This window comes from Shewanella fodinae (genome assembly GCF_014651955.1).
GTDB lineage: Bacteria > Pseudomonadota > Gammaproteobacteria > Enterobacterales > Shewanellaceae > Shewanella > Shewanella fodinae.
Genome location: NZ_BMXW01000013.1, coordinates 13,012 through 27,935, shown reverse-complemented (window position 1 = coordinate 27,935; position 14,924 = coordinate 13,012). Strand labels below are relative to the sequence as shown.

Here is a 14,924-nt window from a genome sequence, read left to right as displayed (position 1 = left end):
ATGTTAACATCAGTGCTCCTTAGCATGCTTTTTCTGAGCATTACAGCCCTTGCTGATGACAATTACCATGCAATATGGAAGCGTCAGATACAGGCACTTAACAACACATTATGGTAAACTTGTTGGCATTCATTACGCTGGCAATCCCAGCGTCGTTGTTCAGAAACATATTAAGTTCAGGAGTCTCACGTGTCCGATCTCAGCCAGTTAGCCCCCCAGCCTCTGTGGCAATGGTTTGAAAAGATTTGTAGCTTCCCACGCCCGTCAGGGCATGAAGCCGCACTCAGCCAGTTCATCCAAAACTGGGCCAGAGACAAACAGCTAGAGGTGATTGAAGAAGCTGTAGGTAATCTGATTATCCGCAAACCAGCCACTCCAGGTATGGAAAATCGTAAACCCGTGGTGATTCAGGCGCATATGGACATGGTGCCGCAGAAGAACGCCGATAAAACCCATGATTTTACCAAAGATCCCATCGAACCTTGGGTCGATGGTGAATGGGTCAAAGCACGTGGTACCACGCTCGGTGCCGACAACGGTATTGGTATGTGCTCAGCGCTAGCAATCTTGCAAAGTGATGATATTGCGCATGGGCCATTGGAAGTGTTGCTGACGGTGGATGAAGAATCAGGTATGACCGGCGCCTTTGGCTTACAGCCCGGCGTATTGCGTGGCGAAATCCTGATTAACACCGATTCAGAGCAAGAAGGCGAAATCTACATGGGCTGCGCTGGCGGTGTGGATGCAGCGTTAACGCTGCCATTATCCCATCAACCTGCCAGTAAAGACAGCCAGAGTTTTCGCTTGATGATCTCCGGTCTCAAAGGCGGCCATTCTGGGGTTAATATCCATCTCGGACGAGGTAATGCCAATAAATTACTGGCACGCTTCCTGTTTGAACAATCTACCAAGCTTGGTCTGCAATTAATTGATTTTCAGGGGGGTACGCTGCGCAACGCCATTCCTCGGGAAGCCGATGCGGGTATTAGCATTGCCGCTTCTCAAGTGGCGGCATTGCAGCAGGCGGTTAGCGACTATCAAGCCCTACTGCGCAGTGAATTTGCCATTGCCGATGCGGGTGTCAAACTCACCCTCACCGAAATACCTGCCACGGCTGAAGTGATGACAATGGCGAGTCAACAGCAGTTGTTGGCGCTGCTGAATGCCTGTCCCAATGGCGTCATCCGCATGAGTGATGAAGTGGAAGGCGTTACTGAAACCTCATTGAATCTTGGTGTAGTTTCCATAAAAGATCAAAAGGTTACCGTGCTGTGCTTAGTACGCTCACTGATTGATTCTGGCCGCGACTATGTGTGTGGGCAGTTATCAGCGCTGGCATCACTGGCAGGGGCAGAAGTCAAATTTAGTGGTGCTTATCCTGGCTGGAAACCCGACAATAGTTCACCGATCATGGCAATTGTGCGTGATACCTATCAGCATATCTACCATAAAGAACCGGTGATTATGGTGATCCATGCCGGTCTAGAGTGTGGACTGTTTAAAAAACCTTATCCAGACATGGATATGGTATCCATCGGCCCCACTATTCGCTTCCCTCATAGCCCCGATGAAATGGTTAATATCACGACCGTAGGCCAGTATTGGCAGCTATTGCTAGCAGTGTTGCAGCGGGTTCCTGAAAAAGTGTAAAAAATTAAGCCACCTCATGGTGGCTTTTTTATTGCTTTTGAAAAATGCTGCTACAATGATCTGGTCGTGATTTTTGTATCACCAAAAATGACACAATAGCTGCACGGACGCCTGCGACAGCCTTAATGCCGTATACCGTTGCAGACAGTCAGGTAACTGCCATACTGTTATCTCGCTGGCAACGGTAAATTAGGGCAGGCCTAGCCCCTTATCATCCACCACCCGGAATGTTGCCGATGTCCTTTAATCCATTTAAGAAATCACCAGACAACACACTAGTAAAACTCCAGCATGAACATCAAAAACTGCTCGCTGTGCTTAATTCCATAAAAAAGCATATGGCCTGTATCAGTTTTGCCCCGGATGGCACGATTATCGAAGCAAACGCATTGTTTGCCGATGTCAGCGGTTATGACATCGACAAGCTGCTACATATGAAACATAAAGACTTATGTTTTCCTGACTATGTAACCTCCCGTGACTATGGCGCGTTTTGGGAACGATTGCGTCAGGGAAAAGTATTCCGAGGCGTAGTACCTCGCCGCAGTGCTGCCGGAAAACAGCTATGGTTGCAATGCACCTATTTCCCTATTTTTGAAAATGACCAACTGACTACGGTGATGAAAGTTGCCGAAGATGTTACCGCTGATCATGACCATAATCTCAGCCAGCGGGCAGTGTCAGATGCGCTGGAAAAATCCCAAGCAATTATTGAATTTGACCCTCAGGGACAAATTCTGCATGCCAACAAAAATTTCCTTGAAGCGATGAATTACAATGCCAAGGAAATTGAAGGCAAGCATCATCGGATATTCTGTGAAGACGAGTTTTATCGTGAAAATCCGAGCTTCTGGCAAGATCTAGCTAAAGGCCAGTATAAGTCTGGATTATTTAAACGCCTGGATAAATACGGGAATGTGGTCTGGTTGGAGGCGTCATACAACCCGGTGCGGGATGCGTCAGGGAAGATCTACAAAGTGATTAAATTTGCCAGCAATATTACCGAACGCGTTAAGAAATCCGAAGCTATCCGCGAGGCTGCTAGTATTGCCCTGGATTCCGCCATCAGCACCACAGATAAAGTGCAACAGGCGTCAGGTCTGCTAGAAACAGTCACTCGCACCTCCAATGCCAATTTTGAACAGGTACAGAAAGCCACTAAAGCGATTGAAAAGCTGAACGAGCAGTCCCGCAATATTGAAGCCATAGTGTCCACCATCAGTGGTATCGCCGATCAGACTAACTTGCTGGCACTCAACGCCGCCATTGAAGCGGCTCGCGCCGGTGAACAAGGGCGAGGCTTTGCCGTTGTGGCAGATGAAGTGAGGCAATTGGCGGCACGCACCAGCACGTCCACTAAAGAGATCTCTGAAGTAGTAAAACAAAATGGCCTCTATACCGATGAAGCCACTAAAGGTATCTCTTCGGTTGCCACCGCAACTCAGCAAGGAAAGGAACAATTAGTCTTAGTAGAAGATGTCATGCAAGGGATTTTACAAGGTTCTCGCAATGTCGCGGATACGGTATCGGCGCTGACGACAGACAACCGCCGTTAATATTGAGTCTTATGCAAAAAAAGGGAGCAATGCTCCCTTTTTTATAGTCATCTTAGGCATTACACCGACATGCACAGGTATTTCATCTCTAGGTATTCATCAATGCCATATTTAGAGCCTTCCCGCCCCAACCCAGAGGCTTTGATACCGCCAAACGGTGCCACCTCGTTGGAAATCAGTCCAGTGTTAATACCTACCATCCCGTATTCCAGCGCCTCAGCCACCCGCCAAACTCGTGACAGGTTGTTAGCGTAAAAATAAGCCGCCAATCCAAATTCGGTATCATTGGCCATAGCGATAACTTCGGCTTCATCATGAAAACGAAATAGTGGTGCTATTGGGCCGAAGGTTTCCTCATGAGCAACTTTCATCTGGCTGGTAACGTCTGTCAGTACCGCCGGTGTCATGAAGTTTCCGACTAACGGCTGCCCGCCACATAACAGTTTGGCACCTTTATCCAGCGCATCATGCAGGTGTGTCTGTACTTTTTCTAAGGCTTTGGCGTCAATCAGTGGGCCTATCACCACACCTTCATCAACGCCTGCACCAACCTTCAGCGCCATCACTTTAGCAGCAAGTTTTTCAGCAAACGCCTCATAAACTTTCTCGTGAACATAAATGCGGTTGGCACACACGCAGGTTTGACCAGCATTGCGATATTTGGCAATCACCGCGCCCTCTACTGCAGCATCCAGATCCGCATCATCAAACACAATAAAGGGAGCATTTCCCCCGAGTTCCAGCGAAAGTTTTTTCATGGTAGGCGCACACTGTGCCATCAGTTGCTTACCCACAGCAGTAGAACCGGTAAATGACAGCTTGCGGACGACCGGACTGTCACATAACACCTTGCCAATACTCTGCGCATCTCCAGTGACTACGCTGAAGACGCCTGCGGGCACACCCGCTTCTTCTGCCAGTTGTGCCAGAGCCAACGCCGTTAACGGTGTTTGTAGCGCGGGTTTTAAGATCATGCAGCAACCAGCAGCCAAAGCCGGAGCCACTTTACGAGTAATCATTGCCGCCGGGAAATTCCACGGTGTAATTGCCGCGGTGACTCCTACTGGCTGCTTTAAGACTAACAGCCGTTTATCCGTTTGATGACCAGGAATGGTGTCGCCGTAAACCCGCTTGGCCTCCTCTGCAAACCACTCAATAAACGAAGCGGCGTAAGCCACTTCTCCACGAGCCTCAGCCAAGGGCTTCCCTTGCTCACTGGTCATCAGTAATGCCAGATCCTCAGTATGCTGAGTAATCAATGCAAACCAGCGGTGTAAAATAGTGGCACGCGCTTTAGCTGTCAGCGCCTGCCACTTGGCTAAGGCAGCTTGAGCCGCATCAATAGCACGTTGAGTCTCTGCGGCACCTAACATGGGGACATGAGCTAACAGTTCCCCATTAGCGGGATTAACAACGGCTTGTTGTTTGCCGTTGTCGGCGTCGCACCAGTGTCCATCAACGTAGGACTGCTGCTTCAGCAGTTGTGGATATTGCAGTTTCATATTAACTCCTCGCCCATTGACGATACGCCGCTTAACCTGCCCTAGATAGACACCAACAGCTTTGCATCGTCTTACCTGAGATAGTGGCACGTTAACATAAAGTGTGGCGCCAGCCCAAGGTAACCGGGGCAAGGAACATGTTATGCGGATGTGACGTGAGCAGCAGTAACTGGGGTTTTCTGTCGCTATATTCTTCGGGTATTCCGACTAACTGCATGCAAGGAGTCCAGTCATGGCTTATGCGCTGAAGATTCTATTTATCGCCATCGCCCTGTTCATTATCTACAAGCTGGTATTTGCTGGGCGCCGGGGTTCTCGTACCCTGTTCGAAATGAAATTCAAACAAGGACGACTGGTGTCTCATTATGGCAAAATCCCAGAGAAATTTGCTCGAGAATGCCGCAATCTGGCGAAATCAGCCAAGCTGACCTGCATCATCCGCGCAGAACAGGTGAGCAATAAAGTGCAATTGCACGTATCTGCTAACGCCGGCGATCAGCATATCCAGCATTTACAGTCGTTGTTTCCACAGCAGTATTACACCCAGAATGCGCAATAACGTCAATTCAAGCAGCTAAACCTGCGGCCACGTTTGATGTGGCCGCGTTGTTATTCAGGCTTTTTTTAATACAGCCAACACCTTTAATGCGCGCTCTCTAGCGGCCTGATGATCCACTATCGGTGCTGGATAATCGCTGTTAAAAAGGTTTCTAGCGGGATTAGGCCGATGCAGTTCCGCTAAAGGGGTTGAGGCCAATTCCGGGAGCCAATGGCGGATGAAACGGCCATCGGCATCAAACTTTTCGCTCTGGCTGATAGGATTAAAAATACGAAACCAGGGCTGGGCATCGCAGCCGGTGCCAGCCGACCATTGCCACCCACCATTATTGGCCGCCAAATCGCCGTCCAGCAGTTGCTGACGAAAATATTGTTCCCCCCAGCGCCAATCCACCAACAGATGCTTACTGAGAAAACTGGCCACGATCATCCGCAACCGATTATGCATCCAGCCGCTACTGTTCAGTTGGCGCATGGCGGCATCAACAATAGGGTAGCCCGTTTTACCGGCGCACCATGCGGCAAACTCCTGGGGATGGTTACGCCAAATCACGTTATCGGCGAGTGGGTTGAAGTTGGCACCTTTGCTCAGGTGTGGAAATGCCACCAGCAAATGCCGATAAAATTCGCGCCATATTAGTTCCGTCAACCAGCTACGGCCAGGGCTGGTATCGTCATTAAGCACTTCAGGAAAGCGTGCCAACAACGCCGCGAAACACTGTCTGGGACTGATAACACCTAACGTCAGATAAGGTGACAGGCTGCTGGTCGCTGCTACAGCAGGAAAGTCCCGCAGTTGTTGGTAGTCACTCACACCATTATCGATAAACTGCTGCAAACGCCTCTGAGCTTCGCCTTCGCCAGCAGGCCAAGAACTTGTGTCGACATCATTGATTAGTGGTTGAAATAGCTGCTCTATCCTAGCCTGTGTTGTTTCAAGCTGAACATTATCTAATGCCGTGGCAATAGGTGTTGGTGCGGGTAATGGCACAATCGCAAAACACCTCGCCTGTTCACGCCAGCGCCGAGAAAAAGGCGTGAATACGCGGTACATATCACCGCTTTGGTTCAACACACTCAAGGGGGGTAACAAACAGTGCTCGTCAGTCAAGCGTAACGGCACGCCCACGTCCAACAGCTGTTGATCACGGCAGATTTCATTAAATTCCGGCTCCCGCCCCGCGTAAATCGCTATACCATGCTGCTGTAACAGTTGCTGCTGCCACAACGAGGCAATATCACGATAGCGAGCACACTGCCAGAGTTCAAACTCCACCCCTAGGCGTGCTAAAGCGCGGGCCAGCTCGTGGAGATGACGCCGAATAAAATCCAATTGTCTTGCCCCTACATCATGCAAGCGCCATTGCTCCGGGGTCACCAGATATACCGCTTTGACCTTAGCATTGACGGCACGAGCATGCTCACAGGCAGCTGTTAATGCTTGGTTGTCTGCCAGGCGCAAATCGTTTCGAAACCAGATAAAAACCGTTGGGTCTGGCTGGGGGTTATGCATTTTCAGCTCCGGTAAGTTGTTTGATCACGGCACCCACATCATCATCGGCTTGCAGCAGATAAAAAGCGTTGGAATGCTCTAACAACAAAGGAGCAAACTCGCCCCCGAGTAGCAAAGGTTGTGATAATTTTTGCGCTAACTGCTCAAGTTGTAACACGGTTTTGCTATTACTGTAGGCGGCAGGCAACAGCACTACGGCACAGAATCGCGGCCGCTCACCCAGCAACAACAACTCATCCGCATCTGCAACTTCACCCAGCGCCTGTGGGTAGTATCCGCTTAGCACCAGCGACAAGGTGAGCAACCACTCACTCCACTGCGGCTGAGGCCCCAAGCGACACAACAACACACTCGCTGGTTTCTGTGTTAACAGCTTGGCGGTGCGCCAAGCTAACCACTGTTGTAACTGATGCTGCAACCAAGATATCAGCAGTTGCCCGTCAATACGTGCGGCAAACTGCTGACTCAAGAGTGACAACCATCGTCCGAGATAACGCCTCAGCACAGGTAGCGGATACAGGCTACTAGCTTCATCAAGGCGTTGCTGTAATGCCACTGCCTGCAGTTGCAAAGTTGCTTGAGTCAATCCTTGTAGCAATTGTGACCAATCATCGTCCGTTACGACATCAGACTCGGCTCGCCCTTCCAGCAGAGGCTTCACCTTGCTGATGGCGACCCCCCGTTCCAACCAACTGAGGATCTCAGCTATCTGCTGTACTTGCGCTTCAGTGTATAACCGGTGTCCTTTGGGGGTTCTAGCAGGGATCACCAGTCCAAAACGCCGTTGCCAGGCGCGCAGAGTAATCGGATTTACCCCCGTGCGTTTGGCCACTTCGCCAATAGAAAGAAAAGCGGATGCATCAGTAGGCATAGCGTAACTTTAGCTCCTGAGGATGGGGATTGAGATAAACCTGCCGCGAGATATAGGGGCTGGGGAACTCTTGCAAGTAATGGTTAATCAGGGTTAACGGTACCAGCAGTGGTTTCAGACCGTTACGGTAATCCATAATTGCTTGGCTTAGTTCAGCTTTCTGCTGTTTACTGAGGGATTTCTTGAAGTAACCCTGAATATGCTGCAACGCACTGGTGTGATTATTACGACTGGCTTGATGCCTTAACGCCGCCATAAAGGTGACGAAATAACGTTCGGCCACCGCTGACTCTGGCAAGCTGGCATCCGCCAGCAAAGGACCAAGCTCACGATACAACTTGGGGCAATGAGCCAACAGCAGGTATTTATAACGTGCATGGAAGTCGGTGAGTTTATGGCGACTAACACCTGACTGCTGCAGCATTTGCCAGTCATGATAAGCATAAACCCGGGTGAAGAAATTTTCCCGGATATGCAGATCGTTTAATCGCCCTTCTTCCTCTATCGGCAATTGTGGCCACTGTTGCTGTAAGGCAGCAGCCAGTACACCGACACCAGATTTACTGCCATTATTTGTTCCCGCTTGGTAAACCGTCACCCGTTCCATCCCACAGGTAGGCGATTTGGCACACAGGATGTAACCACTCAAAAAATCCAGCATTGCGACCTTTTGTTGGCAATAACGCTGCAGTTCATCCGTAACATCCAGTTCACCCTTCACATTCTGAATGCGGATCTGCTCGGCAAATTGTACCTGTCGGATGCTCGGTCTAGGTGCACCTAGGCCAATCGCCATCTCAGGGCACACCGGTACAAACTGAAAATAGCGCGCTAACTCATTACTACAATATACCGAACGTTTATGACCGCCATCAAAACGTACTTTTTCCCCTAACAGGCAAGCACTGATACCCAGCCGTATATGTTGAACGTCAAATTTATACATCGCCCAAACTCCTGTATAACTTTATCGTGCAAGTAAGGCACAAAGTTATACGGAATTCAAATTTTGTATAAGTTTATTTTGGCATAAACCTTCATGCCACATCCCCCGACATCTATGGTCTTGGATGAACACATATACAGACATGGGCTTATGTTCTGCCGCGACCAGTATAGTGGCTCTTAAGGCCTGTAGGCCTTTCCTGTTAAAACCACATTGAAAGGTCAACAAATCAACAATGGCAGTCAGCTCAAGTTGCTACAGAATTTGGCTTAGGGATCTGAGACAAACCAGCGCAGCAACGCCAAGCTCCCGTGTCTCCACCCAAAGAGCACTACTGGGATAATGGACGAAAGCGCTAATGCCTGAGCGCCCCTTTACATCCATTGATGTAGCAATGAGATGAGTCGTCCTGGTGGCGGTGATTTACTGGCGGATGTTTCCACCTCAATACTGCCGGTCATGCCCGCTGCCAACACTAGGTTTTGCGGGAGCTGCTCAAACGCAATCCGCACCGGAATTCGCTGCGCCAAACGCACCCAACTAAAGCTAGGCTCCACGCTCGGCAATCCTTGGGCATCGACTTGCTGGTTGGCGTCAGTGATGCCGCGTCCGATACTGACCACTCGCCCCGGCAGCATCTGCTCAATCCCCATTAATCGGATCTGCGCAGCAGCCCCAGGGTGAATACCATGCAGTTTAGTTTCTTCAAAATAGCCGGTAATCCAGAAACTATTAGCGTCTATCAGCGCAATATTTGGCTCGCCAGCCACGGCATAATCCCCTTTATTTAAGCGCAGGCGTGTAATGTATCCATCAACAGGGGCATGCAAGACAGTATGTTCCATATCCAGTTTTGCCATCGCCACCGCGACCTGGGCGCTGCGTTGTTGAGCTTGCGCGATGGACATGTCCTGCGTGGCACGCTGAATATCCTCTGCTGACACAAAACCTTCCATGCGACGGCGTCGGCTAGCATCCTCGGTTTTTTGGCGTAACGACGCGTTGGCGGCAGCTAACTGCGCTTCCGCTTGAGCCAACAATAGTTGAAAATGGGCGGGATCTATACGGTAGAGTACGTCGCCCTTTTTGACTAACTGATTATCAGAGACCGAAACATTCAATACCGTGCCAGACACTTCTGGCGCAATCCGCACAATCTGCGCACTCACGCGGCCATCGCGCGTCCAAGGGCTGAGGACGTATGCATCCCAAAGAGCGTTCAATAAAACGCCAGCGACAATAACCACTATCAATGTAACACCTGCGCGGACCACAGACTTTAATGGCAAAAAGCGAGCAACCATAATGAATCAACACCTAAACATAAAGAACCAATATCGAGACTAAGCAAAGGGAAAGCGCAAACTCGAACAATCCCGGATGCCAGACCCAGCGAAACACACCAGCGCGCGCGAGCAGGAAACGCATGCCTAAGAAAATCGGCAACGCCACACACGCATAGACGAAAAAGGGCGGCAGGTAGATGCCAGCGATAGCAAACTCACTCAGCATTAGCGTGAACTCCGGGTCGTTGAGCAAAGTAATTTGCATGATTTTCAAGTAATGTCGCGATATTGAGAAACACAATGACGAGGCGCTTTCCCTCATCTAGAGCGGAGTTCTCTTGCGACAGTAAACGCGACAACGATTTTGCCGCACGACGGGCATGCTTTGCGGCTAGCGCAGGCTCAGCAGCACGGCGACTGATGTAACGCCAAGCGGTGGTAATCAAGTGACGCGACTCCGACTCTAGGGCTGTTTGCTGCAACCAATGCCGTAAGCGCAATAACTCCCGTCCCAAATGGATGCTGCCCATAGCATTCGCCACATCCCGCGCCATCAGTTCAGGTTGCGTTTTGAGCAGTGCCCCCAGTTGCGCTGTACGATGCTGTTGACGCCATTGCCAAGCTCTGACACTGATGGTTCGCTTTCCTTTCAAGATAGCGAGGGTGTCATCACGAATCGTAAGGCGCAAACGCGCTACATCGCGTGACAGATTACGTGGCAGAATGATCTGAAACCCAAGCAGCGTAAAAGATGTCGCCAGAATCCAAGCCACTGCACCGTTCAGAAATAATGGAAAGTCATAGTGCATCGGGTTATCAGTTGCAGCCAGCGTCGTAAAGGCAACCAAATAAGTTACCCCAGCCAAGCCATAACGGGGCAAGGTCGTGGCGTAAATTCCTGGCAACCAAAACAGTCCCATGATCACCAACAGTAACGGCAACCCAGAGACATAAGGCAATACCAAAAAAGTACAGATAAATGCCATCACCACCGCAATCACGGTGCCTTTGATGAACTCAACAGCACCAAGCGCCGGATTGGGCGCCGTGGACAACAATGCGCAGGACGCCGCTAACCCAGCCAACATCAGATTGCCGTACGACCAGCCAGTGACTATCCAGAATGCCCCGCCCAGCACTACCGTCAACAACGCACGCAGACCATTTTGTAAGGCTGCCGACTTGTCACGACTGAACGGTACCGAAACTGATGTGGCTATCGGCCGCCATTGATGGAATCGGCTGATACCTTTAAGTGCTTCAAGATAGTCATCGAGCTGTTCAAGCAGTTGCTCGCCAACAATCACTAATGCGGCATACTCAGATTCATCATCGGGGATATGCTCAGTGAAGGTGGCGAGCAGTTGCACCCGCAGTTCAGACAATAACTGCACAGCACGTTCCACGCCAGCAGCGTCGGCGGGATCCTTAAGGACATGGCTGACATGCAGCCAGGTCTGTTCCCATGTTGGCTGAAACGCCCTCAATGCCCATAAATTAGCAGTGTATTGCCACATTGGCGCACCGCCAACCAAGGCGGAAAATAGGGACACCATCGCATGGCGAACGGTCGCGGCCCGTTGCGCCAAATCGGCGGATTCAGCTTTACCCTGTGCCAGCAGATCATCCACCCCATAGATTTCAACAATGAGCCGCAACCTGCCAGCATCTAAGGGGGTGTTCCCGCCATCGGCTTCACAATGAAGTACGCTAAGATTAGTCGCTAGGATCTCGGCTGTAGCCGATGCCAACCGATGCAACTGTGTCTGCAGACGAGCGCGTATGCTACGGGCACTGAAGAGCGTAGAGACAACAGCAAGACTCATCACACCTATCAGCACGGAGGTACCGCGTCCCATGATTTGATCGAACGCCAATTCTGGATGTTGCATCGCGCCATAAGTCGCCAGTCCCACGGTGTATCCCGCGAGGGTTGCGCCATAAGCTCGAAAATGACGTAACAGCGTCATTCCCATGACGCAGAGACCGAGCCAAAAACCAAAACCCAGAATAAACAACCACGGCATCTGACCAAATTCTGCAATCAGAATAAATGCTGCCAGCATGCCGATAAGGGTGCCGATGACCCGCCACACGCCCTTACCGATAACGGCACCTTGAACCGGGTTAATCACCAAAAGTACACTGGATGCCGCAGAATATGGTGCATCGATATCCAACCAATAGGCCAATACCAACGCCAGGCAGGCAGCAAGAAGCGAGCGCATTACGTAAGTCGCGCGCGGCGTTGTCAGATCTAGATATGGCAGACAACGAATGATCTTTTCCCAACATAGACAAAAACTAGTGGAAGAAAAGCGGGGAACTGTGGATAACAGATTCACAGCACGCACATTTGCGGCCCTCTACAGTGAATTATTTCCACCACTGTAGATGAGGCAAATAGTTTCGAAAAGTGAACTTATCGCATCACTATGATTGCGTTATATGCACTTATTGAAAAGCAAAATCTGTCATGGTGTTATCAACTTCTTCGCCGAAGTTTCATACTCGTTGCACAGAGAGTGAATGGTATTTCGCAGCCATTGATGGGCGGGATCGCTATCTAGGCGTGGATGCCATGCCTGCGTCAGCAACACAGTTTCCAGAGGCGTCGGTAGTTCAAACAAACGAATGTGCAGCCCTGCAGCAAGCGCGCTGCTGGCTAGGTGTTTTGGCAACGGCAGCAATAAGTCTGAATCCTGCAGTGCAAACAATGCGGTATAAGGGTTTGGTACAATCAAAGAGACATGTCGATGCACACCATATTTTTCTAACGCTGTGTCGATTGGACCTATGGATTTCCCGCGCCGTGACACATTGATATGCTCCCAACGAGTGATACGTTCAAGGGTAACGTCACCGTCGAAAATCGGATGATCCACTCGGGCGACACCCACAAAGGTGGTAGTGAACAGCGGCTGAACAAGGATTTCCTGCCCGAGTTTACGCGAACCGCTGATAAACAGATCGATACGTCCACTGCGCAACGCCTCTTCATCTACGTCATCTTCCTCTGGAGAAAAACGCAACATCGCTCGGGGCATATCTGTCGCCATAGCGCCCAAAAGCTGGCCCAGATAGATACTCAAGAATTCATCAGTCGCTCGAACATTAAAACGTCTATCCAGCGATTTCAGGTCAATCTCGCTGTCGGACGCAAATACCTGTGTAGCCTGCGCCACCGCCTGTCGCACCTGTTCGCGCAGCGCTAAAGCCTTGGGGGTTGGCATCAGTTTGCGACCAACTTGTTCAAATACCGGGTCACCCAAAGCTTCCCGAATACGACTTAGCGTGCGACTCATTGCCGGAGGACTCAGATTCATCCGCCGCGCTGCTCCTATCACACTCCCTTCATCAAGCAGTACATCTAACGCCAACAGTAAATTAAGATCTGGACGCGCCATAATGGTTTCCAATCATTAATTAAAACGCAATCATATTTCACTATAAATAACATAAAAAGCATTAATTACGGGAGAACTGCAATACTGCTGCCTCCTGAACCAATGACGAAACGATTGTTTGGCCAGGTGCCAGGTTGAATCAGTGGTGATTCTCAATGGTGATGACTTACTATGGTGGTAAAGTGCGATTTTGGGTTTTGAGGTTGTCACTGGTTTTCCACGTCATCAAGCACGGCGCCTGCGCTGGGCATAATGCTAGTATTGTTGTTATGGCGCACCTATAAAACAGACTCAAAATCCCGCGTTGCCAAGCTATCTTGCGTTATTGGCTTACCACTCAAGTGCGTAGTGCGTCCAGTTGCTGATGGAGGTGGGTTAACCGGATTTGACCAACCTAGACTTACAAAAACCCTGTTTAGAAACCTGTTAGGAGTCCAGTGAATGGCAGTAATACGCTGTGTCACACAACGGCAGTAATTGATACCTCGGCACTTATCGCAAACAGTTTGCCCACTCGCTCGGGTGTCATCTAGCGAAATCCAACAGAGCCATGTCGCATTAAAAAGCGCCCGCAGGCGCTTTTAACACCCGCCAGATCATTTCTGACGATTGCGGCTGCCCAGATAATCCAAAGCTAACACCAGCAGGATAGCGGCAATGGCACAGACCACTGCAAACGCCAGTTGATGAGCATGGCCAGTAAGCTGTTCATAAGCAAATGGCGACAGATCCTGTTGTTGTAACGGCACCTGTTCACCGTGCGAGTTAGTACGCCAACTAAGCGTTTGTTTCCAAGGCCAGATTTTACCCAGAGTTCCAAGCATCAGGCCGGTGAGAAACATCAGCGTGGCATCCCGGCAACGCTTCAGTAGCATCGACAGCAGATGGCTGAAACAGAGGATCCCCAACACAGCCCCCACGGCAAAACACCCTAGAATATCGAGTTGCAGGTTTTTTGCGGCACCAAGCACCGCGGGATAAAGCCCCAGTAACAGCAGGATAAAACTGCCGGAGATACCCGGTAGAATCATGGCACAGATAGCAATAGCACCCCCGAAAAAGATATTCAGGTAACTGGCCTCCACCTGCCCAGGATTAATAACAGTAATCGCCCAAGCAAGCACCACGCCAATGACAAATAAACCGATGCGCGGTATCGAAAAACCGCCCTGCACCTGCCGCAGCATATGGTAAACAGATACCAAAATCAGCCCGAAGAAGAACGACCACACCGGAATGGGATGCGTCGCCAGCAGCCAAGAGATAAGTTTTGCCAGCGTAAAAATGCTGGTCAGGATACCGGCGAGCAAGCTCACCAGAAAACCGCCATTGATGTGTGCAATAACCCCATGCAATCCCTGCTGCCGAAAAACCGCCCATAGCGATGGATTGATGCGGCGGATGCTTTCCAGCAGTTTGTCATAAATACCCGTGATAAAAGCGATGGTCCCACCAGACACGCCGGGGACAACATCCGCCGCCCCCATGGCGAGGCCTTTCAGATAGGTCAACAGATAGTTCACACAATGTTCCTGATAACTTGAGTCTGAGGCGGATTATACGTAACTCGGTCAACAAAGCTAAGTGAAGCTTTTACGGGCAACGAATATTTCTATGGCGGCTCAAATTGCAACA

At 50.3% G+C, this 14,924-nt stretch carries 12 protein-coding genes and 1 pseudogene; 4 read left to right on the top strand and 9 right to left on the bottom strand.

Annotated elements, in window-relative coordinates; all coding sequences use genetic code 11:
• The first annotated feature begins 189 nt into the window (after positions 1-189).
• From IE064_RS12225 to IE064_RS18300, 3 genes and pseudogenes are all read left to right on the top strand, one after another.
• Complete coding sequence (locus tag IE064_RS12225) at positions 190-1,650, top strand: aminoacyl-histidine dipeptidase (protein WP_189618065.1); 1,461 nt, start codon at positions 190-192, stop codon at positions 1,648-1,650.
• 227 nt (positions 1,651-1,877) lie between these two features.
• Positions 1,878-2,666 (top strand): annotated as a pseudogene (locus IE064_RS18305) (PAS domain-containing protein); the annotation flags it as partial.
• Positions 2,667-2,732: 66 nt separating this feature from the next.
• Positions 2,733-3,206 carry a methyl-accepting chemotaxis protein gene (locus tag IE064_RS18300; RefSeq protein ID WP_268244763.1) on the top strand — a complete coding sequence of 158 codons (474 nt, stop codon included), beginning with the start codon at positions 2,733-2,735 and terminating at the stop codon, positions 3,204-3,206.
• Positions 3,207-3,265: 59 nt separating this feature from the next.
• Here IE064_RS18300 and gabD read toward each other — a convergent pair whose 3' ends face one another.
• Entirely contained in the window at positions 3,266-4,708 is a 1,443-nt protein-coding gene (gene gabD, locus IE064_RS12215; RefSeq protein ID WP_189618064.1) for an NADP-dependent succinate-semialdehyde dehydrogenase, read from the bottom strand.
• A gap of 232 nt (positions 4,709-4,940) precedes the next feature.
• Between gabD and IE064_RS12210 the strand changes: the two genes are divergently transcribed.
• Positions 4,941-5,267: a DUF3634 family protein gene (locus tag IE064_RS12210; protein ID WP_133039585.1), complete on the top strand. Its 327-nt coding sequence runs from the start codon at positions 4,941-4,943 to the stop codon at positions 5,265-5,267.
• A gap of 54 nt (positions 5,268-5,321) precedes the next feature.
• Here the strand turns inward: IE064_RS12210 and phrB are convergent, their stop codons facing one another.
• From phrB to IE064_RS12170, 8 genes are all read right to left on the bottom strand, one after another.
• Entirely contained in the window at positions 5,322-6,779 is a 1,458-nt protein-coding gene (phrB, locus tag IE064_RS12205) for a deoxyribodipyrimidine photo-lyase (RefSeq protein ID WP_189618063.1), read from the bottom strand.
• A complete protein-coding gene (locus tag IE064_RS12200; protein ID WP_189618062.1) occupies positions 6,772-7,650 on the bottom strand; it encodes a MerR family transcriptional regulator in 879 nt (292 codons plus the stop codon). The genes phrB and IE064_RS12200 overlap by 8 nt, the downstream gene beginning before the upstream one ends.
• On the bottom strand, positions 7,640-8,596 hold the full coding sequence (locus IE064_RS12195; RefSeq protein ID WP_189618061.1) for a YbgA family protein: 957 nt from the start codon (positions 8,594-8,596) through the stop codon (positions 7,640-7,642). The genes IE064_RS12200 and IE064_RS12195 overlap by 11 nt, the downstream gene beginning before the upstream one ends.
• Before the next feature lie 374 nt (positions 8,597-8,970).
• A complete protein-coding gene (locus tag IE064_RS12190; RefSeq protein ID WP_189618060.1) occupies positions 8,971-9,900 on the bottom strand; it encodes an efflux RND transporter periplasmic adaptor subunit in 930 nt (309 codons plus the stop codon).
• Positions 9,901-9,913: 13 nt separating this feature from the next.
• Positions 9,914-10,108 (bottom strand): DUF1656 domain-containing protein, encoded by a 195-nt coding sequence (locus IE064_RS12185; protein WP_189618059.1) that lies wholly within the window; start codon positions 10,106-10,108, stop codon positions 9,914-9,916.
• On the bottom strand, positions 10,098-12,110 hold the full coding sequence (locus tag IE064_RS12180; protein WP_189618058.1) for an FUSC family protein: 2,013 nt from the start codon (positions 12,108-12,110) through the stop codon (positions 10,098-10,100). Before IE064_RS12180 ends, IE064_RS12185 begins: the two co-directional genes overlap by 11 nt.
• A gap of 246 nt (positions 12,111-12,356) precedes the next feature.
• Positions 12,357-13,289, bottom strand: a complete 933-nt coding sequence (locus IE064_RS12175) for a LysR family transcriptional regulator (RefSeq protein WP_189618057.1) — start codon at positions 13,287-13,289, stop codon at positions 12,357-12,359.
• Positions 13,290-13,885: 596 nt separating this feature from the next.
• Positions 13,886-14,812: a polyprenyl-phosphate transporter gene (locus IE064_RS12170; RefSeq protein ID WP_189618056.1), complete on the bottom strand. Its 927-nt coding sequence runs from the start codon at positions 14,810-14,812 to the stop codon at positions 13,886-13,888.
• Between the last annotated feature and the right edge of the window lie 112 nt (positions 14,813-14,924).

Bases quoted from the DNA above. Each gene is read 5' to 3' on its own strand.
- gabD (WP_189618064.1), bottom strand. From the start codon at position 4,708: ATGAAACTGCAATATCCACAACTGCTGAAGCAGCAGTCCTACGTTGAT.
- IE064_RS12185 (WP_189618059.1), bottom strand. From the start codon at position 10,108: ATGCTGAGTGAGTTTGCTATCGCTGGCATCTACCTGCCGCCCTTTTTC.
- phrB (WP_189618063.1), bottom strand. From the start codon at position 6,779: ATGCATAACCCCCAGCCAGACCCAACGGTTTTTATCTGGTTTCGAAAC.
- IE064_RS12190 (WP_189618060.1), bottom strand. From the start codon at position 9,900: ATGGTTGCTCGCTTTTTGCCATTAAAGTCTGTGGTCCGCGCAGGTGTT.
- IE064_RS12180 (WP_189618058.1), bottom strand. From the start codon at position 12,110: ATGCGCTCGCTTCTTGCTGCCTGCCTGGCGTTGGTATTGGCCTATTGG.
- IE064_RS12200 (WP_189618062.1), bottom strand. From the start codon at position 7,650: ATGCCTACTGATGCATCCGCTTTTCTTTCTATTGGCGAAGTGGCCAAA.
- IE064_RS12195 (WP_189618061.1), bottom strand. From the start codon at position 8,596: ATGTATAAATTTGACGTTCAACATATACGGCTGGGTATCAGTGCTTGC.
- IE064_RS12210 (WP_133039585.1), top strand. From the start codon at position 4,941: ATGGCTTATGCGCTGAAGATTCTATTTATCGCCATCGCCCTGTTCATT.
- IE064_RS12175 (WP_189618057.1), bottom strand. From the start codon at position 13,289: ATGGCGCGTCCAGATCTTAATTTACTGTTGGCGTTAGATGTACTGCTT.